Source organism: Leisingera sp. ABM4_060 (genome assembly GCF_056158765.1).
On the sequence record NZ_JBSWTX010000001.1, the window covers coordinates 1,565,039 to 1,589,060 of the forward strand.

Sequence of the window (24,022 nt, forward strand, 5' to 3'; positions counted from 1 at the left end):
ACAGCCCCCTTGAACAAAAGGGAAACATCTGCCAGTGATCCCTTATGGCAAAAACATCTTTCTCCTGCTCCGCCTGCGGAGCCAGCTTTTCGAAATGGTCGGGCCGCTGCGAGGGCTGCGGCGAGTGGAACACCATCAGCGAGGATCAGGGGCTGTCCTCGGGCCCCGCCAAGAAGTCGCTGGGCGTCAAGCGCGGGCGCACCATCCAGCTGACAGATCTGTCGGCCAGGGAAACCCCGCCGCCGCGGACCTGCTGCGGTGTGGCGGAACTGGACCGGGTGCTGGGCGGCGGGCTGGTGCCGGCCTCGGCGATCCTGGTGGGCGGCGATCCGGGGATCGGCAAATCCACCTTGCTGTTGCAGGCGGCGGCGCGGTTTGCCCATGCCGGGCTCAAGACCGTCTATGTCAGCGGCGAGGAGGCCTCGGCGCAGGTGCGGATGCGGGCGCAGCGGCTGGGGCTGGCGGATGCGCCGGTGCAGCTGGCCGCCGAGACCAACCTGCGCGATATCCTGACCACACTGGAAGCGGAGAAGCCGCAGCTGGCCATTATTGACTCGATCCAGACCATGTGGGCCGACCACGTCGACAGCGCACCCGGCTCTGTCAGCCAGGTGCGCGCTGCCGCGCATGAGCTGACCACCTTTGCCAAGCGGCACGGGATTTCGGTGATCATGGTCGGCCATGTCACCAAGGAGGGCCAGATCGCGGGCCCCCGGGTGGTCGAGCATATGGTCGACACCGTCTTGTATTTCGAGGGCGAGCGCGGCCATCAGTTCCGCATCCTGCGCGCGGTCAAGAACCGCTTTGGCCCGGCCGATGAGATCGGCGTCTTCGAGATGACCGGCGGCGGCCTTAGCGAAGTGATCAACCCCTCGGCCCTGTTTCTGTCCGAACGCGGCGAGCCCTCGCCCGGATCTGTGGTCTTTGCCGGTATCGAAGGCACACGGCCGGTATTGGTCGAGATGCAGGCGCTGATCGCGCCCTCGCCCCATTCGCAGCCAAGGCGCGCCGTGGTGGGCTGGGATTCATCGCGGCTGGCGATGATCCTGGCGGTGCTGGAGGCGCGCTGCGGCATCCCCTTTGCCGGTTTGGATGTCTATCTGAACGTGGCGGGCGGCATGAAGATCTCGGAACCGGCCGCCGATCTGGCCGTCGCCGCGGCGCTGCTGAGTGCGCGGGAAGACGTTGCCCTGCCCGCCGATACCGCGGTTTTCGGAGAAATTTCGCTATCCGGTGCCCTGCGCCCCGCCTCGCAGACCGAAAACCGGTTGAAAGAGGCGCAAAAACTTGGTTTCACGGCGGCGATTGCCCCTGGCGGCAGCAAAACCGTGTCCGTGAACGGCCTGAACTTGCGAAAGTCCAGCGATCTGGCCGGTTTTGTTGGCGAATTCTTCGGGGCCGGCTAAAGTCGCCAAAATTTGAAATCGCAGGCAACGGGCGAGGGACATGGAAGGTTTCACAATCATCGACGGGGTCGTGGCCCTGGTCATCGTGGTGTCGGCGCTGCTGGCCTATTCGCGCGGCTTTGTGCGCGAGGCCATGGCCATTGCCGGCTGGATTGCCGCCGGTGTCCTCGCCTTTATCTTTGCGCCGCAGGTCGAGCCGCTGATGGCGGAGATCCCGGTGGTCGGCGAATTCATTGCCGACAGCTGCGAATTGTCGATCATCGCCGCCTTTGCCGCGGTGTTTGCACTGGCGCTGATCGTGGTCTCGTTTTTCACGCCGCTGTTTTCCACCCTGGTGCAGCGCTCGGCGCTTGGCGGGCTGGATCAGGGCGCGGGGTTCTTCTTTGGCGTGCTGCGCGGCATCCTTTTGGTGGCAATTGCCTTCTTCCTCTACAACGTGGTGATGACCGGGCAGGCCTTTACCATTGTTGACGAAAGCCGCTCGGCAGAGGTGTTCGAGCGCCTGATCGGCAAGATCGAAGAGCGCAACCCGGAGCAGGCCCTGGGCTGGGTTACCGCGCAATATGAGGCGCTGATCGGCGCCTGCAGCCAGTAATTCATAGGGTTTACCACCAAAAGCTGAGCACACGGGCGCCCAACGGGCGCCCGTTTTGCTTTGAATTCAAAGCGTTCACGCAGTTATCCACAGGAAGAGCGCGGCAACGGTTAACAAGGGAATTGCCGATTAACCCTTTGTTAACCAAAAAGAATCGCGATTCGAGCGGGATATTCAGCCAGCGCAAAAACCGCGGAAAATCTTAACAAATCCTCATCCGGCCCGCACAAAGGGTTAACAATCCTGCTCAAAAGGCGGGTTTTGTCCCGAAAAATCCGCCCCATCCCGAAATGGGACGCAAGCCCGCCCCAATTTGGTCCCAATTCGGCGGCTTGATGGCTTCAACGGCAGAACGCCGGGCCAAAGACGCTTAGAAGGGGCAACACGATGCAGCTCGATCACACCACAGATTTCGCCGACTTCCTGCCGGTTGATGTGCTGCTGCTGACCAATCCGCTGCCGCAATCGCTGAAGCCTGCACCGGCACCGAAGCGCAACCGCCTGCGCAGCGGCGGCTTCCTGCCCGCAACCCTGGTGGAGACCGAAGAGGGCTTCAAACAGGCCCGTGACGTGAAACCCGGCGACATGGTGTTCACATTTGACGGCGGTGCCCAAGAGGTAAAGTCGGTCAAACACGCGGTGCCGCGCCTGACCACTTGCATGCATGTTCCCGCCGGCGCTTTGGGAAATGACACCGACCTGATGCTGCCTTCGGACCAGAAAGTGGTGCTGGAGATGGAAACCGCCGAGCGCCTGTTCGGGCTGCCGGTTGTTGTCACCAAGCTGATCGCGCTGTCCGGCTACAAGGGCATTGCTCCGGCCGCACCGGAGCGCCTGGGCCGCATCCATTTCGAATTTGAAGAAGAAGAGCTGGTCTGGGCCGAAAGCGGCATGCTGCTGCCCGCCGGCGGCCCCGAAGCAAACGGCGCCGAAGACTTTGCCTTCCACCAGCTGTCCCTGTCCGAAACCCGCCAGGTGCTGGCCAGCGACGAAGGCCGCGCCCTGGCCGAAACCGGCATGGGCGAAGAGGATGCCCGCCTGCCCAACGCCCTGGACAACCTGCTGGACCGCATTCTGGCGGCCTGACCCAACGAAATCCCTCCCCCCCTCGGGCCCGCCTTCGTGCGGGCCTTTCCTTTTGCGCACAGCCGCCGGCGCAGCGGCCGGGCCTGGTTGCAACAGCCAAGCTGACGGAAATGTGATACAATCCTGAATTGGGGGAACCTGCGGGGCTGACCGGGCGGCATTCCGCCGCTGGCGGCCCGCTTTTCCACCTCCAGGGAGAGTATCAATGCCAAGGTTTATCGTGACCGGGAATTACACAGCATCTTCCATGAAGGCGATGGTCGAAAGCCCCAGCGACCGCGAGGCGGCGGCCCGCGTGCTGGTGGAGGCGGCCGGCGGCTCGCTGGAAAGCTTCTACCTGACCACCGGCGGCAGCGATTTCGTGATCAATGTGAACATTGATGACGTCTCCAGCCTGCTGGCCGGGCTGATTGCCGTCGGCGCCAGCGGCTCGGTCAGCAACCTGCAAACCCAGCGCGCTTTCACCGCGGCGGAGTTCGAGGCCATGCAAAGGAAAGCCGGCCAGATCGCCAGCGCCTACAAGGCACCGGGAAGCTGAAGCGGGCGGGCTGAGACCGCCGCAATGATATGCGTGGCGTCCTTCGCGCCGGTTCTGCAAAAACCCAGCGTTTCATAGAACCGGCCGGCCTCGGCGCTGGATGTCCGCAGCCGGATCGCTTGAAAATCCCTCAGGCCCTGTTCCAGCAGATTTGAAACAAGCAGGGTGGCGATGCCGCTGCGTCTCGCTGCCCTTAGAACATACAAATGCCGGAGGCGCCCCATGGGCTCAGCCGTGTACGGGTCCCGGCTGATGCCACCGCAGGCAACCAGCGCAGTGCCCTGAAAGACACCGCAGAAACGCTCGCCCGTATTCTGAAAGCAGGCCCTGCCTGCGTCCGCTTCAGCGATCATCCGGTCCACGAACCGGAATCCCTCCAGGCGGGCCTCCGCTGCCAAAACCTGGAGCAGGCAGGACTTCGGGTCGAGACGGCGAATTGCAAAACTGGGCGGCATGCCTTCCGGGTACCACTGGAGGGAGCCGCAGTCAGCACGGTGTTTTCCACGGGCCGCAAACCTTCCATTAAAAATCATCGCGGGGCACCGCATAGCCGCGCGCAGCACAAGCCGGCTGCCCTCCGCCCCGCTGCCGCCGATTCCGGGATCTGGCCTGTCGCTTCCATTTCAGCCAGACCAGCCCCGGAATCCTAGTGTCTTCGCAAGGCGCCCCGATTGGGCGGCGCCGTAGCAGCGCCCGCCGCAGGGCCAATCCGAAAGGCAATCCAGTTGAGCAGCCACCGCACAGACGACACCACCCTCAAGGGGATCCTCCTGCTGGTCCTGGGCCTCACGGTGTTTTCGCTGCAGGACGTGATCATGAAGGTGTTCAGCAGCCAGATGGCGGTGCAGGAGGTGATCTTCCTGCGCGGGCTGGTGACGCTGGCGCTGGTCGGCCTCGGCCTTTACCTCAGCGGCGGCTGGCAGGCCTTTGCGACGCGCAGGCTGGCGCTCTCCTGCCTGCGGGGGCTGGCCGGGTTTGTCTGTTTCACCACCTTTTCCATGGCGCTGGCGGTGCTGCCGCTGGCGGATGCGATGCCGCTTTACTACACCGCGCCCCTGTTTGTGGTGATGTTCTCGATCCCTCTCTTGGGCGAGACCGTGGGCTGGCGCAGCTGGCTGGCGATCTGCACCGGATTCACCGGGGTGGTGTTTGTGGCGCAGCCCAGCGCGGATGGCATTGAGCCGGCGATGATCCTGGCCGTGGTCTCGGCCTGCGCCTACAGCGCCCAGAGCCTGCTGGCGCGGGTCCTGGGCCCGACCGAGAGCGCCCTGCGGATGACCTTTTATTCGATGCTCACCTTTGTTGCCCTCAGCGGTGCCTTGGGGCTGGGTTTCGGCAGCGGCTGGCTGGACCGGTTCGACCACCCCAGCGCCCAGTACCTGTTCCGCGCCTGGACCGTTCCGGACCTTGCGCAGACCGGGCTGATCGTGGCGGTCGGCCTGATCGCCGCTGCCGGATTCTACTGCATCAGCCAGGCCTACCGGCTGGGCGAGGCCAGCGCCATCGCGCCCTTTGAATACAGCTCATTGCCGGTTGCGGTGCTGTGGGGCTGGCTGTTCTGGGGCGACATCCCCGGCAGCCAGACCATCCTCGGAAGCGCCCTGATCGTTGGCGGCGGCTTGTTCATCCTGCACCGCGAGGTGGTCAAGCGGCGCCAATCCCGCCGCCAGGCTGCGGCAAGCTGAACCACACTGCCGGGACATTTTGCCGGGCTGCGCCGATGCAGGAAAACCGGCGCCGCCTATGTTAACTTGCCGCCGCCTGGATTATGAGGAGCGGGAGTGACTTGATCCCGGGGCCGGATTGCCCCGCCCCCCATGAACAGGACATCTTCGCCATGACTGCCAGCAAACGCATTGCCCTCTCCAGCGACCACGCCGCCATTGCGCTGCGCCAGGCGGTTGCCGCCCATATCACGGCCAACGGCTGGGAGGTGCAGGACATCGGCCCCACCAGCCCCGAAAGCACCCACTACCCCAAGCACGGCGAGGCAGCGGCACGGCTGGTGGCCTCTGGCGACTGCGGGCTGGGCATTATTCTGTGCGGCACCGGCCAGGGCATCATGATGGCCGCCAACAAGGTCAAGGGCATCCGCTGCGGGGTGTGTTCAGACACGTTTTCAGCGGCGATGATCCGCCAGCACAACAACGCCAACATGCTGTCGATCGGCGCTCGCGTGGTGGGTGAAGGCCTGGCGCTGGAGATCGTCGATGCCTTCCTGAACGCAGACTTCGAAGGCGGCCGCCACGCCACCCGCGTCGAGATGATCGAAGCGCTGGAAGACTGACGCCGGGGCTTTGGCGCCTCCAGAACACTCTGAGCGCAGCCCGGTTTTGCGACCTCACGGGAGGCCTTGGCTATTTGGCCTCAAGTTTGCCCCGCTGCCCGCATTTACTGCGATTTGCAGCCTGTCCCCGCCCGTCGCGCCAGCGGCGGGCACGCGCCTGCCCGCCCCACGGCGGGCGCGTACGCGCCCACCCGGGCAGGCGCTCACCGCAATGCTCTCCCCTTGCCCTGAAACCCAAGGCAAGCCCTGGGATCCGCGGTCCAGCAAGGATTTGTGATCCTTTGATGACAGATCGCAAGAAAGCCTCTATGTGAGGGCCGGAACAGGAAACGGATTCGGAGCCTCACCGCCTTGCCGCTGCTGCAGACGCTGCCCGCCTGCCATCGTGGACATGGACCGACGCGCCTCGCGCGCGCAGCCGTGCACGCAGATGGCCCCCCGGCCCCGGCCCGTTTCCAGCGACACGGCCATGGCGGACCCAAGGCCTCCCGGTTGGCGCGCGCATGGGAAAATGCGCTAGACTGCCAGCCGAGCCGCTTCCATCAGCAACCGAACAGCAAAGCCTAAGTGGGATTGGAGCCAGCCAATGTGCGGGATTTTGGGGATCGCAAGCCGGGACACGGATGTCTTTGCGGAGATTTATGACGGCCTTCTGATGCTGCAGCACCGCGGCCAGGACGCCTCGGGGATTGTCACCTACACCGGCGAGTTCTTCCGCGAGCGCAAGGCCAACGGGCTGGTCAAGGATGTGTTCGGGCCCGCCGACGCCGAAACCCTGACCGGCCGTGTCGGCATGGGCCATGTGCGCTACCCCACCGCAGGCTCCCTCAGCGCCGCAGAGGCGCAGCCGTTCTTCGTCAATGCGCCTTACGGCATCTACCTGGTGCACAACGGAAATATCACCAACACCGCCGAGCAGCGCGAAAAGGTGACCGGCAAATACAGCCGCCATCTGCGCACCACCTCCGACTCGGAAATCCTGCTGAACGTGCTGGCCGACAAGGTCGCCGATGCGATCAAGGTGAACGGCAACGCCGAGCCTGTCCGCAACATCTTTGCCGGCGTCAAGATGACCATGGAACGGGTCCAGGGCGCCTATTCGGTGATCTGCATGATCGCCGGTGTCGGCATGCTGGCCTTCCGCGACACCCACGGCATCCGCCCCTTGTCGGTCGGCAAGCGCCCGGCGGACAGCGGCGGCGAGGATTTCTGCTTTGCCTCCGAAGACGTGGCCTTTGGCATCAACGGCTTTGAAAAGATCCGCGACGTGAAGCCGGGCGAAGCGATCCTGGTGGATCTCGACGGCAATATGCACACCTTCCAGGCGGTCGAGGGCAAGCTCACCCCCTGCATCTTCGAATATGTCTACCTGGCGCGCCCCGATTCGATGATGGACGGCGTCTCGGTCTACAAGACCCAGCTGCGCATGGGCCAGGCGCTGGCCAAGCAGATCCAGGACTCGGGCCTGGAAATCGACAGCATCATTCCGGTGCCCAATTCGGCGCGCCCCGTGGCGCTGGAAGTGGCCAACACCACCGGCATCCGCTACCGCGAGGGGCTGGTCAAGAACCGCTATGTGGGCCGCACCTTCATCATGCCGGGCCAGGCAGAGCGGCAGAAGTCGGTGCGCCGCAAGCTCAATGCCATTCCGCTGGAGTTCAAGGACCGCAATGTGCTGCTGATCGACAACTCCATCGTGCGCGGCAACACCATCAAGAAGATCGTGCAGATGTGCCGCGAGGCCGGTGCCAAAAAGGTCTATATCGCCTCCGCCTCGCCGCCGGTGGTCTACCCCAACGTCTATGGCATCGACATGCCCACCAAGCATGAGCTGATCGCAAACGGCCTCAGCGTCGAGGAAATCCGCGAGGAGCTGGGGGCGGACGCGCTGTTCTACCAAAAGCTCGAAGACCTGATCTGGGCGGCCCAGGAAGGCAACCCGGACATCCAGGGCTTTGATTGCTCCTGCTTTGACGGCAATTACATCACCGGCGTCACCGGCGAGTATCTGGACGCGCTGGAAAACAGCAGCCGGGTCAGCGCCAAGATCAAGGACATGCCGGCCCCGGGCGCCTCCTGGAACGCCTCCAAGCTGGCCGCGGGCTGATCCCGCCCGCCTCCCGCGCAGGGAGGGGTTTGAACTTCCGGCGGCTTGCGCGTATGAGGGCCGCCAACTGTGCATCGGAAAGGCGCTGGCCGTGATGGCCCGCGCCTTTTCCTATGCTTTTCGACGAAAGGCCGCCCCTTGGACCCGCATCTCGCCCGCATGCTGACTTCCCCGCGCCAGTGCCGCTGCTGCGGCGCCACCTTTGCGCAGCTGCTCAGCCTGTCCTGCGACCGGCCCGACATCTGCCCCGAGGACATGGAGGTTGAGGACAACTCTGCCGTCCTGGCCACCCGCGGCGACATCCTGACCGATGATTTCTGCCGCCTCGGCGATCTGCGCTTTATCCGCGCGGTGCTGGCGGTGCCGCTGGCGGGCAGCCGCGGCGAAGAGTTCATCCTCGGCACCTGGGCCAGCTTGGGGCGCGATGACTTCGACGCCTATCTGGATCTGTTCGAGATGCGCGAGACCGAAAAGCTCGGCGACCGGCCGGCCTGGCTGGCCAATGCGATCCCGCCGGACATGCCGATGCCCGCGGGCTGCATGCTGGAGATGCGCCCCGGCGGCCAATACCCCGAGCTGAAGGTGAGCGAGCAGAACCACCCGCTCTACCCGCTGCAAAAGGACGGCGCCTCGCTGGAGGAGCTGCTGGAGCTGCTTTATGCCTACGGCCACGACCTGCCCTCTCTGGTGTTCGACGCCTGAGGCAGGCCCCCGGGCGGCCTGAGGAGACCTCCGGCAGCGCCTTTCCACCCATTGCCGGCATCCGGCCCGCGGCTTCCCGCCGATCGCCCCGCTGCGGCTCCCAAGCCGCCTTGAAGCGGCAGGCCCCGCGGCCCAGATACGCCGGGACCTATTGGGGATGCAGACAATGGCAAATTCAAAACCGGCTGACAGCACCTCTGCCAAGGTGGCGGGGCTGGCCACGCAGGGCAACGCGGTGAACCGCGGCAACCTGAGCCTTTTGGGGCTGTTCGGCCCCGAGGACAGCCTGACCGCGCTGGTGCGCCTGCCCTCGGGCCGCACCCGCAAGGTAACCCGCGGCAGCCGCCTGCCGGCGGGCCGGGTGGTGGCAATCGACGCGCAGGGGCTGGTGCTGAACGCAGGCGGCGAAACCAAGCGCCTGGCGATGCCGGGCAGCTGAGCCGCCCGCCTGCGGCAGCGCCGGGAGCAAATTTTTTGAGAAAAAATTTGGCAAGAGTTTTCAGAAAACTCTTGCACGCCCGATGGCCCGTTCCGCGCCCCCTTGACCTGCCTGCCCCCGCGGCCCATGAAGGCGGCCATGACAGATAAAATCGCTCTTATCACCGGCGCCTCGCGCGGTCTTGGCAGTGCCCTCGCCGAAGCGCTTGCGCCCACCCATCACATCGTCGCCGTCGCCCGCACCACCGGCGCGCTGGAAGAGCTGGACGACCGGATCAAGGCGGCCGGCGGCTCCGCCACCCTGGCGCCGATGGACATCACCGTGCCGGAGGCGATGGCCACGCTCTGCCGCGGCATCCATGACCGCTGGGGCAAGCTGGACCTGTGGCTGCACACCGCCATCCATGCAACCGCCCTCTGCCCGGCCCCCTCGGTGGCGGCCAAGGACTGGACCAAGGCGATGGCCATCAACGCCACCGCGCCTTCGGTGCTGATCCCCTATGTGGCGCCCTTGCTGGGCCAGCAGGGCCGCGCGGTGTTCTTCGACGACCCCAAGGCAGGCGAAAAATTCTACGGCACCTATGGCGCCACTAAGGCCGCGCAGATGGCCCTGGCCCGCAGCTGGCAGGCCGAATCCGAACGCACCGGCCCGCAGGTCCGCATTCTCGAACCCCAGCCGATGGCCACCGCCCTGCGCGCCCGCTTCCACCCGGGCGAGGACCGCGAGGCCCTGACCCCGATCCAGGACGAGGCCGCGCGCCTGCTGCCGCAGATCCTGGCAGGCTGACCCCCGCTGACGGCCCCCGCCGCGCCCCCCGGCGCGGCGCCCGGCCCAAGGCTTGGGACGGCATCTTTGATGCAGCCCCAAGGCGCGGGAGCCCGTCCCTGCCACGGCGGCCTGTTGCCTCCCTGCCCGCTTTTACCGTCTTGCCTTCAGGTTTTGGCGAAAGGCTTGCCCCCTTTCCGTGCAAGTCCTATTCAATCCGGAACACGGTTGAAAACGGCAGGCAGCACCCCCATGCGCATTCTGATCACCAATGACGACGGCATCAGCGCCGAAGGGCTCACCATCCTCGAGGCCATCGCCCGGGACGTCGCAGGCCCCCAAGGCGAGGTCTGGACCGTAGCGCCCGCGTTTGAGCAATCCGGTGTCGGCCATTGCATCAGCTACACCCGCCCCACCATGCTCAGCCAGCTGGATGTCCGCCGCTTTGCCGCCGAAGGCTCGCCCGCCGACTGCGTGCTGGCCGGCCTGCATGTGGTGATGCAGGACAAACGCCCAGATCTGGTGCTGTCGGGCGTGAACCGCGGCAACAACTCGGCCGAAAACGCGCTTTACTCCGGCACCCTGGGCGCCGCCATGGAAGCCGCGCTGCAAGGCGTGCCGGCCATGGCGCTGTCGCAGTATTACGGACCTGCCAACCGGGATACGGCCAATCCGTTTGAGGCTGCGGCAGTGCATGGTGCGGCCCTGGTGAAGAAGATCCTCGCCACCATGCCGCAGGACAGCCAGGACTACCGGCTGTTTTACAACATCAACTTCCCGCCGCAGCCCGCATCCGGCGTCAAGGGCACCCGGGTGGCCACCCAGGGCTTCCGCCGCGGCAGCCATTTCGCCGCCGAGCCGAAACTGTCGCCCGCCGGCCGCCGCTACCTGTGGATCCGCGGCGGCGACCAGCAGGTGCAGACCCTCCCCGGCTCTGACGCCGCGCTCAACATGGACGGCTATATCTCGGTCACCCCGATGCGCGCCGACCTCACCGCCCGCGACGCCATGGACGCGCTGAAGGCGGCCGAATGGACGGCTAAGTGAGCGCTGCAATGAACGGCCCCGATCCGGAAACCAAGATGCAGTTCGTCTACTCGGTGCGTTCGCGCGGGGTAACGGACCAGAAGGTGCTGGAAGCGATTGAGGAGATCGACCGCGGCCTGTTCGTGCGCGGCATCTTCTCCGAACGCGCCTATGAGGACGTGCCGCTGCCGATCTCCTGCGGCCAGACCATCTCGCAGCCCTCGGTGGTCGGCATGATGACCCAGGCGCTGCAGGTCAGCCCGCGCGACACCGTGCTGGAGGTCGGCACCGGCTCCGGCTACCAGGCCGCGATCCTGTCGAAACTGGCGCGCCGGGTCTATACCATCGACCGCCACGCCCGGCTGGTGCGCGAGGCGCGGGCGGTGTTCGACCAGCTGCAGCTGGCCAATGTGACCTCGCTGGTGGGCGACGGCAGCCACGGGCTGACCGAGCAGGCCCCCTTTGACCGCATCATCGTGACGGCAGCCGCCGAAGACCCGCCCGGCCCCCTGCTGGCGCAGCTCAAAACCGGCGGCATCATGGTGCTTCCGGTCGGCCAGTCCGACCATGTGCAGACGCTGATCCGGGTGCGCAAGACCGAAGACGGGCTCGACTATGACGAGCTGCGCCCGGTGCGCTTTGTGCCGCTGCTCGAAGGCCTGGGCAAAGAGACCTAGCCACTGCCCGCTGCGAATTGAAATTGCCCGGTGCAAACCCTACACTGGCGGCGGATTTCAGCCGCCCGCCCGGATCTATGGGCTATAGTGATTGACGCGAGCAAATCCCCGCGAAAAAGGGGACGCGTGTTTTGAGGAGAGCAAGATGACCCGGACCACCCCCGCCCGGACCGTATTCCGCGGCCTGCCCCGTAAGATGCTGCCGCGGGCCCGGCTGCTCGCGGCTTTGCCGCTGGCCGGAGCACTGGCCGGGGTGCTGGCCGCCTGCCAAAGCCCGCTGGACTATGACCTGCGCGGCCAGATCGGCGCCTTCAACACCGCCGGGGCGGCGCAGTCGGCCACCTCGAACCGCCCCTCGCCCGACGGGCGCGGGCTGATCACCTACCCCTCCTATCAGGTGGCAGTGGCGCGGCGCGGCGACACCGTCTCCGACGTCGCCGCCCGCATCGGCCTGCCGCCAGAGGAAGTGGCCCGTTTCAACGGCATGCAATCCGGCGACCGGATGCGCCAGGGCGAGGTTCTGGCCCTGCCGCGCCGCGCCCCCGACAGCCTGCCCGCCGATGGCAGCGCATCCCCCGGCTCGGTGGATATCGCCACCCTGGCGGGCCAGGCCATCGACACCGCGCCGCTGACCTCCCCCAACCCGGGCTCGGTCACCCCCACCGCCATCCAGCCGGTGCCGCAGCCCAAGCCCGCGGTGGTGCAGGACGGCCCGGAACCGGTGCGCCACAAGGTGAAGCGCGGCGAGACCGCCTATACCATCTCGCGGCTCTACCAGGTGCCGGTGAAATCACTGGCCGAATGGAACGGCCTGGGCAGCGACTTCGGCGTGCGCGAAGGCCAGTACCTGCTGATCCCGCTGAAGCAAGACCCCGCGCCGGAGCTGGCGCCTGCCGCCGCCGCCCCGGTGGCGGTGACCGAACCGGGCACCGGCAGCGCCACCCCGGTGCCGCCCAGTGCCAGCCAGCCGCTGCCGGACGAAGAGGTCGCCCCGGCTGCAGAAGCCCCGGCAGCCGAGACCCTGCCCAAGCCGGAGCTGCCGGAACCCAGCCGCTCCAGCAATGCCGCCATGGCCTACCCGGTGCAGGGCAAGATCATCAAGACCTATTCCAAGGGCCGCAATGACGGCATCGACATCGCCGCCGCCGCCGGTGCCCCGGTGAATGCCGCCGAAGCGGGCACCGTGGCCGCCATCACCAAGGATTCCAACAACGTGCCGATCGTGGTGATCCGCCACAGCCAGAAACTGCTGACCGTCTATCAGAACGTCGGCAATATCACCGTGAAGAAAGGCGAAAGCGTGGTCCGCGGCCAGCGCATCGCCTCGCTGCGCGAGGGCGACGACGCCTATGTCCATTTCGAGGTCCGCGACGGCTTCGAAAGCATCGACCCGCTGACCTATCTGAACTGACCTGAACCCGCGGCGGCGGCAGCAGGCTGCTGGCAGATTGCCCCCGATTGCAGCCGCCGCCCGCCCCGGGCTCAAATGCAGGCCCGGCTGTCCAGCGCCGCCGTTCCGGCTTCTTTCTGGCCGAAAATACTCCGGGGGAGCCGCCGCAGGCGGCGGGGGCAGCGCCCCCTCCCGATGCCGTTGGCGCCAAGCCGGCCTTGGGCTGCAATTCAGCGCAAGGCCACCCCGTGCCGCCCCGCCAGATCGGTGAAGAACTGCCAGGCCACCCGGCCTGAGCGCGCGCCGCGGGTCGCCTGCCATTCAACCGCTTCGGCGCGCAGATCCTCCGCCGCCACCTCGACGCCGTAAGCCGCGCAATAGCCCTCGATCATCGCCAGGTATTCATCCTGATCGCAAGCGTGGAAGCCCAGCCACAGCCCGAACCGGTCGGACAGAGACACTTTCTCCTCCACCGCTTCCGACGGGTTGATGGCGCTGGAGCGTTCATTCTCGATCATGTCCCGCGGCATCAGATGGCGGCGGTTGGAAGTGGCATAAAACACCACATTCTCCGGCCGCCCCTCGATCCCGCCATCCAGCACCGCCTTGAGGCTCTTGTAATGCTGGTCGTCATGGCTGAAGGACAGGTCGTCGCAAAACAGGATGAACCGGTGCGCCGAGCCGCGCAGATGGTTCAGAAGCCGCGCCACCGAAGGCAGATCCTCACGCTGCAGCTCCACCAGTTTCAGCTGCGGATGATCGCCGGCCAGCGCGCCATGCACGGCCTTCACCAGGCTCGACTTCCCCATCCCCCGCGCGCCCCACAGCAGCGCGTTGTTGGCGGCAAAGCCCTGCGCAAACCGGCGGGTGTTCTCCAAGAGCGTATCGCGCGCGCGGCTGATGCCCACCAGCAGCTCCAGATCCACCCGGTTGACGCTCTCCACCGGCTCCAGCCGCTCCGGCCCCACATGCCAGACAAAGGCAGAGGCCGCGTTGAAATCAGGGGTCTCCAACGGCGCCGGAGACATCCGCTCCAGCGCCTCGGCAATGCGGGTCAATGCGATCTGGTCCATGGGGTGCCTCCGTCGGTTAGCTGACGGATTTCAAAGCATGTTCAGGAGGGGCCGGCAAGGGGGCCAGTTACAGGCCTGCCCCCCGAAAGGCCGCAAGGTTAGGCCCGGCTTTTACGTTGCGCCGCCATTCTGCGGCCATCCCGGATGTTCAAACCCATCATGGTCAGGTTCAACGCACCTGCAATCAGCTCAACCCCCTGCACAAAGATGAAGGCACCATCAAAGTTTCCGGCACTTGCCCGCGCCTCCAGGAAAACGGCTGCCGGCAGCAGGATCAGCAACCCATTTGCGGCGATCAGTGGCATGCGTTTTTTCTTCGACCGGGCCGGTGCATCCTTGCGCCGGCGCCCGATTGCCATGCCAGAACCTCCGGCAATGGCCATCGCCGGTATCAAGGCAAACATCCCCAAAAGGATCCTGGATTTGACAAGCGCAATGGTCTCCGGCGTCCCAAAGGCCTCGCTCAGCACCGTCGAGGTCCAAAACGTCAGGATGATCAGGAAGGCCGCGGCACCGGCAGCTGCGTGAATTTTCTGTTTCATGGCAACCTGCCCCCCATTAGGCAACGCAATGGTTGGCAACTGCCAGTTTGCGGAACAAATGCGGCCGGGCGACGGCGCTCTCTGGATACTTGGCAATCCGGCGTTGAAACTCAGGGTTCGTGAAGGCCGCACGGAAGCTCTGGACATCCTGCCAGACGGCATAATTCACGTAAGTGGCACTGCCCGCGAGCCCCTTGTGCATCTGGGTGGAGATATAGCCGGGCTGCGCCTTCATGAAATCAGCGTCATACGCCCAAGCCTTCAGCAAGGCCTCCTCATCAGACGGATCAATGGTGAACAGGTTCATCAGGACAACCGGCCCCTCTTCGGCGCTCATCTGATCGGCAAGTGTGACGGCGGCGTCCAATTCTGCAAGTCCGGGCATGTCGGCTCCTTTCAATTAACATAGCATGCTATGTATCATTGCATAGCATGCTATTCAAGTGCAGATCAAAACCATGAAATTCGAAAAAGAAAACTCCGCCGGCTATCTGGTCAACCACACCGCCCGCCTGTTTGCCGCCGGCCTGCAGGAGCGCATCACTCCGCTTGGCATCACCATCGGGCAATTCCCCGTATTGCTGGAGCTTTGGGTCAGGGACGGTGTCACCCAGCGCGAACTCCTGGAAAAACTGGCGCTGGAACAGGCAACCCTGGCCAATACCCTGAACCGCATGGAACGGGACGGGCTGATTGTCAGAAAGAAACACCCGGCAGACGCACGGTCGCAGCAAATCTGGCTGACCGCAAAAGGACTGGCCCCGCGGGACAACGCCTACAAGGCCGCCAATGATCAGAACGAACACTCCCTTGCCCCCCTGTCGAACCAGGAAAGAGAACAGTTCCTGGACTTGATGCGGCGGATTATCAGCGCGGCACACAGCAGCTGACTGCAACCCCAGCGGCCTCCCTGCTCCTGGTCAGACACCAAAAAAAGCGCGCCCTAAGGCGCGCCTTTCTCATTTCATACCGTCTCCGGCCTATTTGTCCTTGCCGTCCTCGGCATCGAACTCGGCCATCAGCGGATCCTCCGGGTGGGCGTCCATCCCGTCTTCATCGTCATAATAGCCATCCGCCCGCAGCTGCGCCTCGCGCTTTTTCTCGACACGGGCCACCAGGAAGATCGAGATCTCATACAGCCCGTAAACCACCACAAACAGGATGATCTGGGTGATCACATCCGGCGGCGTCACAAGTGCGGCCAGCACCAGGATCGCCACCACCGCGTATTTGCGCACCGCGCCCAGGCCTTCGGAACTCACCAGCCCGGCCTTGCCCATCAGCGTCAGCAGCACCGGCAGCTGAAAGCACAGTCCAAAGGCGACGATGAACTTGATCGTGAGGTTCAGATACTCCTGCGCCGAGCCCTGGAACACCACGCTCAGCCCCTGGTTCACCTCCTCGCCGGTGACCGCCTCGCCGCCGGCCCCGAATTGCTGGAAGCCCAGGAAGAAGTCATAGGCCAGCGGGGTGACCACATAGAAGGCAAAGCTCGCCCCCAGCAGGAACATGAAGGGCGAGGCCACCAGGAACGGCAGAAACGCCCCCTTCTCGCTCTTGTACAGCCCCGGCGCCACAAACCGCCACATCTGGAACCCGATATAGGGAAACGCCAGGATAAAGCCGCCCAGGAAGGAAATCTTGATCGCGACAAAGAAACCTTCCTGCGGGCTGATAAAGATCAGCGCACAGTCCTGGCCGCCCTCGGCCAGCACCTGGCACAAAGGCGCGGTAAGGAAGTTGAACACCGGCGTCGCCACCGTGAAACAGATCACCATGCCGACAACAAAGGCGGCAACCGAATGGATCAGCCGGTTGCGCAGCTCGGCCAGATGCTCGATCAGCGGCGCGGTTGAGTCGTCAATCTCATCCGTCTTGCTCATGATTTGGCCTCATCTTCCGCTTTCGGCGCCGCCGGCGCCAGCGCAGCCTCATATTCTTCCGCCTTGGCCAGCGCCTCCTCAGCCTCGCGCGCCTTGCGTTCCGCCGCCGCCCGCGCACTCGATGCCTGGATCTTCCTGGCATTTTCAGCGCGTTCCGCGGCCAGCTTGCCGGTCTCGCTTTCGGGGTCGTATTTGGTGGGGTCGATCGACGTCGCCATCTCCTGCGCCGCCTGCTTGACCCCGTCCATGGCGGTGCCCACCGGGTTGGCAGCCGCCTTCAGCCCCTTGGCAACATCATTGACCCCGGCCTCATCCGCCGCGTCATGCATCGCCCGGCTGAACTCGCGCGCCATGCCCTTGGCCTTGCCCACGAACCGTCCCACATTGCGGAACAGCACCGGCAGGTCCTTGGGGCCGACGACGATCAGCGCAACAACGCCGATGACCAGCAGTTCGGTCCACCCAAGATCGAACATAGGGCCTTACGCCTTGTCTTTGTCAGACTCGGGCGTGACGTCCTTGGCCTCGGCAGCGGCGTCCTCTTCCAGCTCCTTGGCGCCTTCGTTGATGCCCTTCTTGAAGGAGGTGATGCCCTTGCCCACCTCGCCCATCAGCGAGGAAATCTTGCCGCGGCCAAACAGGACCAGGACGACGACAGCGATCAGCAGAATGCCCATCGGACCTACGTTTTGGATCAACATCGGTTGCATCATTTTTCATACTCCTCACTTGCCCCAGCACCCATGCCGGGCGCCGGTCTATTCCGTTGCACCGGGTGTAGCGCGCAGGCCCGCCCAAGCGGAAGCGCTTCCCCCCATGCAAGGCCCCTCAGCCGGGCAGAATCCGCAGTTTTTGCCAGCGCCCCGCACCCAACTGACAGGTTTATGTCAGTTGAAGGGCGGTAAATCCAGCCCATCACAGCACCAAAGGAGAAACGTGATGAACAAACATGTGGCCGAGATCGTGACCTTCAAACTGGCAGACGGGGTGAGGCCCGCGGATTTCACCGCCCTGATGCAGCGCACCGAAAGCTTCGTGCGCGCGCAAGACGGCTTTGTCACCCGTCAGCTGAGCCAGGGCGAAGACGGCAGCTGGACCGACTACGTGGTCTGGAAGGACATGGCGACGGCAAAAAAGGCGGCGCAGACCTTCATGCAGCAGGATTTCTCGCCCGAGGTGATGGCGGCAATCGCTCCTGACTGCGCAAACATGCGCCACGAAGAGGTCCTGTGGCAGATGGCCCCCTGACCCGCAGGCTGCGCCCGGCTGACCCCGGGCGCAGCCCTTGACCTCCCCCCTCCCCCGCGCCAAGGCTAGCCCCATGCGCCGCACCGACCGCCTTTTCGAAATCATCCAGATCCTGCGCGACGGGAAGCTGCACCGTGCCCAGGACATCGCCGAGAGGCTGGAGGTCTCCACCCGCACCATTTACCGCGACATGGACACGCTCACGGCCTCCGGCGTGCCGGTCGAGGGCGAGCGCGGCGTCGGCTATATGGTGCGCGAGCAGATCAGCCTGCCGCCCCTGACCCTGACGCCAGAGGAGCTGGAGGCGCTGAACCTCGGCATGGCGATCGTCGCTGAGGCCGCCGACCCGGAGCTCAAATCCGCGGCGCAATCGCTGGCTGCCAAAATCGACGCGGTGCTGCCGGAGCAAACCATTGCCGAGGCGGATGCCTGGAAATTCGCGGTCTACCCGTTCTCGGACGCCGCCCGCGCCCTGGCGCATATGCCCAGCCTGCGCGCCGCCATCAAAGCGCGCCAGAAACTGCAGCTCAGCTACCGCCGCATCGACGGCACCCTTACAAAGCGGAAAATCCGCCCCCTGCACATGGAATACTGGGGCCGGGTCTGGACCCTCACCGCCTGGTGCGAGGCCCGCGAAGCCTTCCGCGTCTTCCGCGTCGACCTGATCGAAGACGCCTCCGCCCTGCCCGAGCTTTTCGTCGACGAACCCGGCAAGCGGCTGCAGGACTACGACCCATACGGGAGCTGACAGATCCTTGTTTCTTCTGGCTGAAAATATCCCGGGGGAGCCGCCAAAGGCGGCGGGGGCAGCGCCCCTTTCCTTAAAGGCCGCTTTCACACAAGCGGCAGGGCAGCGCCCTATCCCAGCTCGAAACTGGTGACGCCGTAAATCAGATCCAGCTCCAGCTGCGGCGCCGCCCCGCGGTACATCCGGGCGGTCTCAAACACCGGCGCCAGCCCCAGCGCCCGGGCCATCCCCACCGCCCCGGCATGGGGCTCCGGCACATCCAGGAAAACCTCCTGCCCCGCAGGCAGCTCTTGCAGCAGCCGCGCCAGAACCGCCTCTGCCGCGGTATGCGACAGCGCAACCAGCGGCCCGATCTTATAGCCGTTGCGGCAGGGCCGCAGGGTGGCGAAGCCTGCCAGGTTTCCATCCCGGTACGCGGCAAAGGAGTGATGCCCCTCTGCCCCCAGCCACTGCTGCCAGAAGGCCCGGCGCGGCGCCGGAAACACCCGGGCATCCAGCGCCTCCAGCTCCGCCGCGGGGGCCGTCAGAACCCGAACATCGAACTCCGGTGCCCCTTCCAGACCGCCGGAAGGCAGCCCGCCAAAGCGGATATTGCGGTACGCCAGCTCAAAGCCCGAACGGCGGTAATTCTCCTGCTGGTCCACCACCCCGTCCAGCCCGACAACCCGTCCCTCTGCATGCTCCAAGGCCTTTTGCCACAGCGCATAGCCATAGCCCTGCCCCCGGTGCTCCGGCGCCACGATATAGAAGCCGAGGAAGGCAAACGCCCCGCCGTAATTCACCACCGAAATGCAGGCAATCATCTGCCCGTCCAGGAACCCGCCCCAGAACCCTTCAGGATCCACAGAGCCAAAACAGCCCGCGTCCCGGCGGCCGGGGTTCCAGCCCTCCTGCGCGGCCCATTCCACCGCGGTCCCGGTCTCCCCGGGCGGCAAAGCCCGGATTTCATAGCCGTCCTGCATCTGCACCTCCTGGTCTCCAGAGGCCACAATGCCCGTCAAGCCTCAGGCAGGAAAGACAAAACAGCGGTTGCGCCGCACCGTCAGCCACATCGCCCGGCCCTTTTCCGGCAGGAAGACATTGGGCACCGTGGCTTTCAGGATCGAACCGTCAAACTCCATCCGGAACTCCACCAGGCTCTCGCTGCCCAGAAAGCGCGCACGCTCCACCACCGCGCGCGCCGCAACCCCGTCGCTGGGGGTGGGCAGCGGCCCCTTGCCGCCGCGGTCGAAATCGATGCGCAGATGCTGCGGCCGGAACACGATTTCCACCGCCGTGCCATCCGCCACCCCGGGCGCCAGGAACTCACCGAATGCCGTCTTCGCCAGCGCCCCGTTCACCTCGGCCTTCAGCACGTTCACATCGCTGAAGAAGGACACAGCCGCCTTGTCCACCGGGTGGGTATAGACATTGTAGGGCGCCCCCTGCTGCACGATCCTGCCGCCGCGCATCAGCGCGATCTCATCGGCCATCCGCATCGCCTCTTCCGGCTCATGCGTCACCAGCAGCACCGCGGTGTCTTCTTCCTTCAGCAGGCTCAGTGTCTCGTCGCGGATGCCGTCGCGCAGCCGGTTATCAAGACCCGAAAACGGTTCATCCATCAGCATGATCCGCGGCCGGGGCGCAATCGCGCGGGCCAGCGCCACCCGCTGCTGCTCGCCGCCCGACAGCTGATGCGGGTAGCCGTCGATAAAGCGCTTCAGCGACACCCGGTTCAGCAGCTCCTCAACCCGCGCCCGCTTTTCGTCCCGGCTGCCCTTCAGGCCAAAGCCGACATTGTCAGCAACGCTCAGATGCGGAAACAGGGCAAAGTCCTGGAACATCAGCCCGATCTCCCGCCGCTCCGGCGGCACCCGGAACACGGTGTCGCAGATCAGCTTGCCATCCACATAAATCTCGCCCAAATCCTGCATCTCCACCCCGGCAATCATCCGCAGCGTGGTGGACTTGCCGCAGCCCGAGGGTCCCAAGAGGCAGGTCACCTGCCCCGCCTGGATCTGCAAGGAGACATCATCCACCACCGCACGGCCCTCGAAATGCCGCTTGATGTTGCGGATCTCCAGCCGCGGCGCGGCCATAGTGCTGAGCATCTCGGCAGGGGCAGTGTTCATGAGGCCTCGGGGCTGTTTCCGATGAAAACGCTTGGGGTCCCGCCGGGATAGCAACCCCGCCCCCCGGCTGCAAGCGCTCAGGCCGCCGGCGACACGGGACCGCCCGGCGCCCCGCCGGGCAGCGCCCGCCCCGCCGCGCAGGCGGGCGCTACGCCCCCCGCGGCCGGGCGGAAAGGTGTCAGGTGAAAGGCCCGTCAGCAGCAGCCCGCAGCCGCGCCGTCCTGCTCCAGCCCGTTGAAGGGCGAATTGCCGCCGCACCCCGTGAAAATCCCGTAGTGGGTGTCAAAATCACCGATGAACTCGAAATGCGGCGCCAGCCGGCTGTCCTGCAGCATCATCCAGGTGTTGCCGCAGACCGGAAACACCTTGCCTGCCTCGATGATATGGTGGTCATCCAGCGCAAACACATGCGGCGCGTGCTCGATGGTGCCCTTATAGATCACCGCCTGGCCGTAATCCTCGCAGGCCGGCTCCAGGGCGGGCAGCTTGAACAGCCTGTAGGTGGCCGACAGGAACTTCAGCGGCTGCACGCGTTTCTCCAGCACCGGGTTTTCAATCGTCAGCAGACGCGAAGTCACCATCCGCGGGTCCTTGAAACCGGCCTCTTTGGCAATCGACAAAAAGTCGTTCCAGTAAAGCGCCCCGGACAGGCACTCGCCATACAGCACCTCATCCTCCGCCATCGCCTGCGGCACCCGCCGGTCGGCATAGACGTCGGAGAAATACATCTCCCCGCCCTCTTTCAGCAGATGATGCGCCCCGCGCAGCACCGCGCCCTTGTCGGTGGCCAGGTTGATCACGCAGTTGGAAACGATGATGTCGAACGAGCCCGGCTCCAAGTCCAGCTCCTCCAGTTTCTCGATATAGCCGTGGTGGAACTCTACATTAGATTGCGCATAGCCAAACGCCTCGGCGTGATAGTCCTGATGGCGCCGCGCCACCTCCAGCTGCGCCGGGGTCATGTCGACGCCCACCACCTTGCCATGCTCGCCCACCAGCGCCGACAGCGCATAAACATCGCGCCCCGCACCGCAGCCCAAATCAAGAATGCGCGCGCCTTCCAGCGCTTCCGGCGCAATCAGCCCGCAGCCGTAATAGCGGGTCAGCACCTCGTCATGGATTTTCGACAGCACCGCCTTCACATGATCCGGCATGTCGTCCGGCGTGCAGCAGGCGTTGGTTTGCAAATCATCGCTGCCTTGCAGCACCTCGCCGTAATAGTTCTGCACGTTTTCATGTTTCATGAGAGCCGCCTTTCCTGATGGGTCTGAGCCATTGGGATAGCGGCGCGCAGATGGTGCGGCAATCGGGGCAGCAGGCGGTCTGACGCAACTGTGAAGGAGTGTGGGGGAACCATCGAAACACTATGGCCTCCCGCCCGGCGGAACGCCGGGCAGCGCCCGACCCTCCCCACGGGAGGGCGCTGCCCTCAGTTCATTGCTCCGCGCCGGCAAGATTGCACTGCTTGGGAACTACCCCTCAGCCAGCAGCTCAAACGCCGCCTCGGCCCGCACCTTGCCGTTCACCATCAGCTCAATCCGGTGCGGCCCCGGCACCAGCTTAAAGGTGGTCGCATCCCCCTTCAGCTTGTGCGTCTTGCCCAGCTCCAGCTTGCCGCCGGTGAGTTTCGCCTGTTTCAGCTTGAACACCTTGGCCGAGGTCTTGCCGCCAGGGCGCTGGAAATGCAGGATATAATCCACCAGCACCGGCGCCCCCGCAGCCCCTTCCAGGCGGCAGGACAGATCCAGCGCCGCGCCGATCCGCACCGCCTTTGGCACCTCGATCCGTGCCTCCAGCGCCAGCTCCGGGTCATAGCCCAGCATCGCCATCGCCCGCGGATGCCCGGCCTTCACCAGCCCGCGCAGGGCGTGGGAGGTCATCCACTCCAGCTCCTTCTTCTGCTGCTGCCCGGCGGCCCGCCAGCTCTCCAGCCGGTCCATCACCAGATCCGGGTCCTTCTTGGCAATGTCGTTCAGATGGTTGGCGACCGAGCGGGTGACATATCGGGTGCCGTCGCCGTGCAGACGATCCAGCAGCGGCAAAGGCTGATCCAGCGACAGCCCCACGGCCTCGCCCCAGGGCAGCCGCGGCCGTGTGCCCTCGCTGACCAGCCGGCGCACGTGATAGCTGGAATGCCCGGCCCAGCCCTGCATCCGCGCCAGCACCTCGTCAGGCCAGCGGTTCAAAAACGGGCGGATCGCCCATTCCATCGAAAACCGCTGGGTGATCTCCTCCAAGAGGTCCAGCGACAAATCGCAATGCGCCTCAACGCCCCGCGCAGCGACATACTCCCCCAGGGGTGCAAAGATGAAATCGCCGAAATCATCATCCGTCTTGCCCGGATCCAGCGGCGGCGGCAGCGCCTTCAGCAGCACCGGGGCCGCATCCGGCAGCGCCTCCGGCAGATGACGCGCCAGCACTTCGGCAATCAGCGTGATCCGCTGCTTCAGCTCCAGCGCCGGCAGTTCTGCCATCACCTGTTCTTCAAATTCCGAAGCGTCAAACCCAGCCTCAGCCGCAGCAAAAAGGCCCGCCAGATAGCGGACCTTATCGCGGTTGAACAACTGGTCTTTCAGGGAAAATCCCGAAGCCATGCCGCCCCCCTTACATCGTCGAATTGACGCCGCCGCCATCCAGCAGGATGTTCTGGCCGACAATAAAGCCCGCGTGCTGCGAGCACAGGAACGCACAAGTGGCGCCAAATTCCTGACGGGTGCCGTAACGGCCCGCCGGAATACCGGCACAGCGCTGCGCCTTGGCCTCTTCCATCGAAATCCCCTGCGCCTGGCTCACCCCGGTATCCAGCGAGACGGCCCGGTCGGTGGCATGAATGCCCGGCAGGATGTTGTTGATGGTCACGCCCTTGCCCGCCACCTGCCGCGCGGTGCCCGCCACATAGCCCGTCAGCCCCGCACGCGCCGAGTTCGACAGACCCAGCACCGGGATCGGCGCCTTCACCGATTGCGAGGTGATGTTGACCACCCGGCCCCAGCCGCGCTCCATCATGCCCGGCACCAGCGCCTTGATCAGCGCAATCGGGGTCAGCATGTTGGCGTCCAGCGCCTTGATGAAATCGGCGCGGTCCCAGTCGGTCCACATGCCCGGCGGCGGCCCGCCGGCATTGTTGACCAGGATGTCCACGCCCTCAGCGGCCGCCAGCACCTGGCGCTGGCCCTCTTCGGTGGTCACATCCGCAGCCACCGTCACCACATCGACACCATAGGCGTCGCGGACCGCCTGCGCAGACGCCTCCAGCGCCTCCGCCCCGCGCGCGTTCATCACCAGGTTCACACCCGCCTCCGCCAGCGCCTCGGCGCAGCCAAGGCCCAGCCCCTTGCTGCTGGCACAGACCAGCGCGCGCTTGCCCGAAATACCCAGATCCATCTTGTCCTCCCTCGG

28 protein-coding genes are annotated in these 24,022 nt (G+C 65.2%); 16 read left to right on the forward strand and 12 right to left on the reverse strand.

Going from position 1 to position 24,022, the window contains the following annotated elements:
- Positions 1-44 precede the first annotated feature (44 nt).
- The 4 genes from radA to ACXAEH_RS07770 all read left to right on the forward strand — a co-directional run bounded on the left by radA (position 45) and on the right by ACXAEH_RS07770 (position 3,625).
- A complete protein-coding gene (radA, locus tag ACXAEH_RS07755) occupies positions 45-1,406 on the forward strand; it encodes a DNA repair protein RadA (RefSeq protein ID WP_475031885.1) in 1,362 nt (453 codons plus the stop codon).
- A gap of 40 nt (positions 1,407-1,446) precedes the next feature.
- Positions 1,447-2,001 (forward strand): CvpA family protein, encoded by a 555-nt coding sequence (locus ACXAEH_RS07760; protein WP_475031886.1) that lies wholly within the window; start codon positions 1,447-1,449, stop codon positions 1,999-2,001.
- 387 nt (positions 2,002-2,388) lie between these two features.
- A complete protein-coding gene (locus ACXAEH_RS07765) occupies positions 2,389-3,087 on the forward strand; it encodes a Hint domain-containing protein (RefSeq protein ID WP_475031887.1) in 699 nt (232 codons plus the stop codon).
- A 205-nt stretch (positions 3,088-3,292) separates the two neighbouring features.
- Positions 3,293-3,625: a GYD domain-containing protein gene (locus tag ACXAEH_RS07770; protein WP_475031888.1), complete on the forward strand. Its 333-nt coding sequence runs from the start codon at positions 3,293-3,295 to the stop codon at positions 3,623-3,625.
- On the opposite strand, the gene ACXAEH_RS07775 is transcribed toward ACXAEH_RS07770, so the two are convergent.
- On the reverse strand, positions 3,604-3,978 hold the full coding sequence (locus ACXAEH_RS07775) for a GNAT family N-acetyltransferase (RefSeq protein WP_475035542.1): 375 nt from the start codon (positions 3,976-3,978) through the stop codon (positions 3,604-3,606). The genes ACXAEH_RS07770 and ACXAEH_RS07775 overlap by 22 nt on opposite strands.
- Positions 3,979-4,350: 372 nt before the next feature.
- Between ACXAEH_RS07775 and ACXAEH_RS07780 the strand changes: the two genes are divergently transcribed.
- The 9 genes from ACXAEH_RS07780 to ACXAEH_RS07820 all read left to right on the forward strand — a co-directional run bounded on the left by ACXAEH_RS07780 (position 4,351) and on the right by ACXAEH_RS07820 (position 13,039).
- Positions 4,351-5,310, forward strand: coding sequence for a DMT family transporter (locus ACXAEH_RS07780; RefSeq protein WP_475031889.1), 960 nt, complete (start codon positions 4,351-4,353; stop codon positions 5,308-5,310).
- Positions 5,311-5,462: 152 nt separating this feature from the next.
- A complete protein-coding gene (gene rpiB / locus ACXAEH_RS07785) occupies positions 5,463-5,912 on the forward strand; it encodes a ribose 5-phosphate isomerase B (protein WP_475031890.1) in 450 nt (149 codons plus the stop codon).
- A gap of 586 nt (positions 5,913-6,498) precedes the next feature.
- Positions 6,499-8,019, forward strand: coding sequence for an amidophosphoribosyltransferase (gene purF / locus ACXAEH_RS07790; RefSeq protein ID WP_475031891.1), 1,521 nt, complete (start codon positions 6,499-6,501; stop codon positions 8,017-8,019).
- Between the two features lie 159 nt (positions 8,020-8,178).
- Entirely contained in the window at positions 8,179-8,721 is a 543-nt protein-coding gene (locus tag ACXAEH_RS07795) for a DUF2199 domain-containing protein (RefSeq protein ID WP_475031892.1), read from the forward strand.
- 166 nt (positions 8,722-8,887) lie between these two features.
- Positions 8,888-9,160, forward strand: a complete 273-nt coding sequence (locus ACXAEH_RS07800; protein ID WP_475031893.1) for a hypothetical protein — start codon at positions 8,888-8,890, stop codon at positions 9,158-9,160.
- 138 nt (positions 9,161-9,298) lie between these two features.
- Complete coding sequence (locus ACXAEH_RS07805; RefSeq protein WP_475031894.1) at positions 9,299-9,946, forward strand: SDR family NAD(P)-dependent oxidoreductase; 648 nt, start codon at positions 9,299-9,301, stop codon at positions 9,944-9,946.
- Positions 9,947-10,177: 231 nt separating this feature from the next.
- Positions 10,178-10,972, forward strand: coding sequence for a 5'/3'-nucleotidase SurE (gene surE, locus ACXAEH_RS07810; protein ID WP_475031895.1), 795 nt, complete (start codon positions 10,178-10,180; stop codon positions 10,970-10,972).
- 8 nt (positions 10,973-10,980) lie between these two features.
- Positions 10,981-11,628: a protein-L-isoaspartate(D-aspartate) O-methyltransferase gene (locus tag ACXAEH_RS07815; RefSeq protein ID WP_475035543.1), complete on the forward strand. Its 648-nt coding sequence runs from the start codon at positions 10,981-10,983 to the stop codon at positions 11,626-11,628.
- 145 nt (positions 11,629-11,773) lie between these two features.
- Entirely contained in the window at positions 11,774-13,039 is a 1,266-nt protein-coding gene (locus ACXAEH_RS07820; RefSeq protein WP_475031896.1) for a LysM peptidoglycan-binding domain-containing protein, read from the forward strand.
- A 209-nt stretch (positions 13,040-13,248) separates the two neighbouring features.
- Here the strand turns inward: ACXAEH_RS07820 and ACXAEH_RS07825 are convergent, their stop codons facing one another.
- The 3 genes from ACXAEH_RS07825 to ACXAEH_RS07835 all read right to left on the reverse strand — a co-directional run bounded on the left by ACXAEH_RS07825 (position 13,249) and on the right by ACXAEH_RS07835 (position 15,018).
- Entirely contained in the window at positions 13,249-14,091 is an 843-nt protein-coding gene (locus tag ACXAEH_RS07825) for an ATP-binding protein (RefSeq protein ID WP_475031897.1), read from the reverse strand.
- Between the two features lie 98 nt (positions 14,092-14,189).
- Entirely contained in the window at positions 14,190-14,633 is a 444-nt protein-coding gene (locus ACXAEH_RS07830) for a hypothetical protein (protein WP_475031898.1), read from the reverse strand.
- A gap of 16 nt (positions 14,634-14,649) precedes the next feature.
- Positions 14,650-15,018: an antibiotic biosynthesis monooxygenase family protein gene (locus ACXAEH_RS07835; protein ID WP_475031899.1), complete on the reverse strand. Its 369-nt coding sequence runs from the start codon at positions 15,016-15,018 to the stop codon at positions 14,650-14,652.
- 73 nt (positions 15,019-15,091) lie between these two features.
- On the opposite strand from ACXAEH_RS07835, the gene ACXAEH_RS07840 reads away from it, so the two are divergent.
- The gene (locus ACXAEH_RS07840; RefSeq protein ID WP_475031900.1) at positions 15,092-15,523 is read left to right on the forward strand and encodes a MarR family winged helix-turn-helix transcriptional regulator; all 432 of its coding nucleotides are present in this window, start codon (positions 15,092-15,094) and stop codon (positions 15,521-15,523) included.
- Between the two features lie 90 nt (positions 15,524-15,613).
- Here the strand turns inward: ACXAEH_RS07840 and tatC are convergent, their stop codons facing one another.
- From tatC to ACXAEH_RS07855, 3 genes are read right to left on the reverse strand one after another with little or no spacing between them, the layout of a single operon-like run.
- The gene (gene tatC / locus ACXAEH_RS07845) at positions 15,614-16,516 is read right to left on the reverse strand and encodes a twin-arginine translocase subunit TatC (RefSeq protein WP_475031901.1); all 903 of its coding nucleotides are present in this window, start codon (positions 16,514-16,516) and stop codon (positions 15,614-15,616) included.
- Entirely contained in the window at positions 16,513-16,992 is a 480-nt protein-coding gene (gene tatB / locus ACXAEH_RS07850; RefSeq protein ID WP_475031903.1) for a Sec-independent protein translocase protein TatB, read from the reverse strand. The genes tatC and tatB overlap by 4 nt, the downstream gene beginning before the upstream one ends.
- Positions 16,993-16,998: 6 nt before the next feature.
- Positions 16,999-17,229, reverse strand: a complete 231-nt coding sequence (locus tag ACXAEH_RS07855) for a twin-arginine translocase TatA/TatE family subunit (protein ID WP_475031905.1) — start codon at positions 17,227-17,229, stop codon at positions 16,999-17,001.
- Positions 17,230-17,455: 226 nt separating this feature from the next.
- On the opposite strand from ACXAEH_RS07855, the gene ACXAEH_RS07860 reads away from it, so the two are divergent.
- Positions 17,456-17,764, forward strand: coding sequence for a hypothetical protein (locus ACXAEH_RS07860; protein ID WP_475031906.1), 309 nt, complete (start codon positions 17,456-17,458; stop codon positions 17,762-17,764).
- A gap of 73 nt (positions 17,765-17,837) precedes the next feature.
- Positions 17,838-18,512, forward strand: coding sequence for a helix-turn-helix transcriptional regulator (locus ACXAEH_RS07865; RefSeq protein WP_475031907.1), 675 nt, complete (start codon positions 17,838-17,840; stop codon positions 18,510-18,512).
- 110 nt (positions 18,513-18,622) lie between these two features.
- Here the strand turns inward: ACXAEH_RS07865 and ACXAEH_RS07870 are convergent, their stop codons facing one another.
- From ACXAEH_RS07870 to ACXAEH_RS07890, 5 genes are all read right to left on the reverse strand, one after another.
- A complete protein-coding gene (locus ACXAEH_RS07870; RefSeq protein ID WP_475031908.1) occupies positions 18,623-19,474 on the reverse strand; it encodes a GNAT family N-acetyltransferase in 852 nt (283 codons plus the stop codon).
- A 42-nt stretch (positions 19,475-19,516) separates the two neighbouring features.
- Positions 19,517-20,623, reverse strand: a complete 1,107-nt coding sequence (locus ACXAEH_RS07875) for an ABC transporter ATP-binding protein (protein WP_475031909.1) — start codon at positions 20,621-20,623, stop codon at positions 19,517-19,519.
- 194 nt (positions 20,624-20,817) lie between these two features.
- Positions 20,818-21,867: a methyltransferase domain-containing protein gene (locus ACXAEH_RS07880; RefSeq protein ID WP_475031910.1), complete on the reverse strand. Its 1,050-nt coding sequence runs from the start codon at positions 21,865-21,867 to the stop codon at positions 20,818-20,820.
- Positions 21,868-22,095: 228 nt separating this feature from the next.
- Positions 22,096-23,217, reverse strand: a complete 1,122-nt coding sequence (locus ACXAEH_RS07885) for a hypothetical protein (RefSeq protein WP_475031911.1) — start codon at positions 23,215-23,217, stop codon at positions 22,096-22,098.
- Positions 23,218-23,227: 10 nt separating this feature from the next.
- Entirely contained in the window at positions 23,228-24,007 is a 780-nt protein-coding gene (locus tag ACXAEH_RS07890; protein ID WP_475031913.1) for an SDR family oxidoreductase, read from the reverse strand.
- Positions 24,008-24,022: the final 15 nt, after the last annotated feature.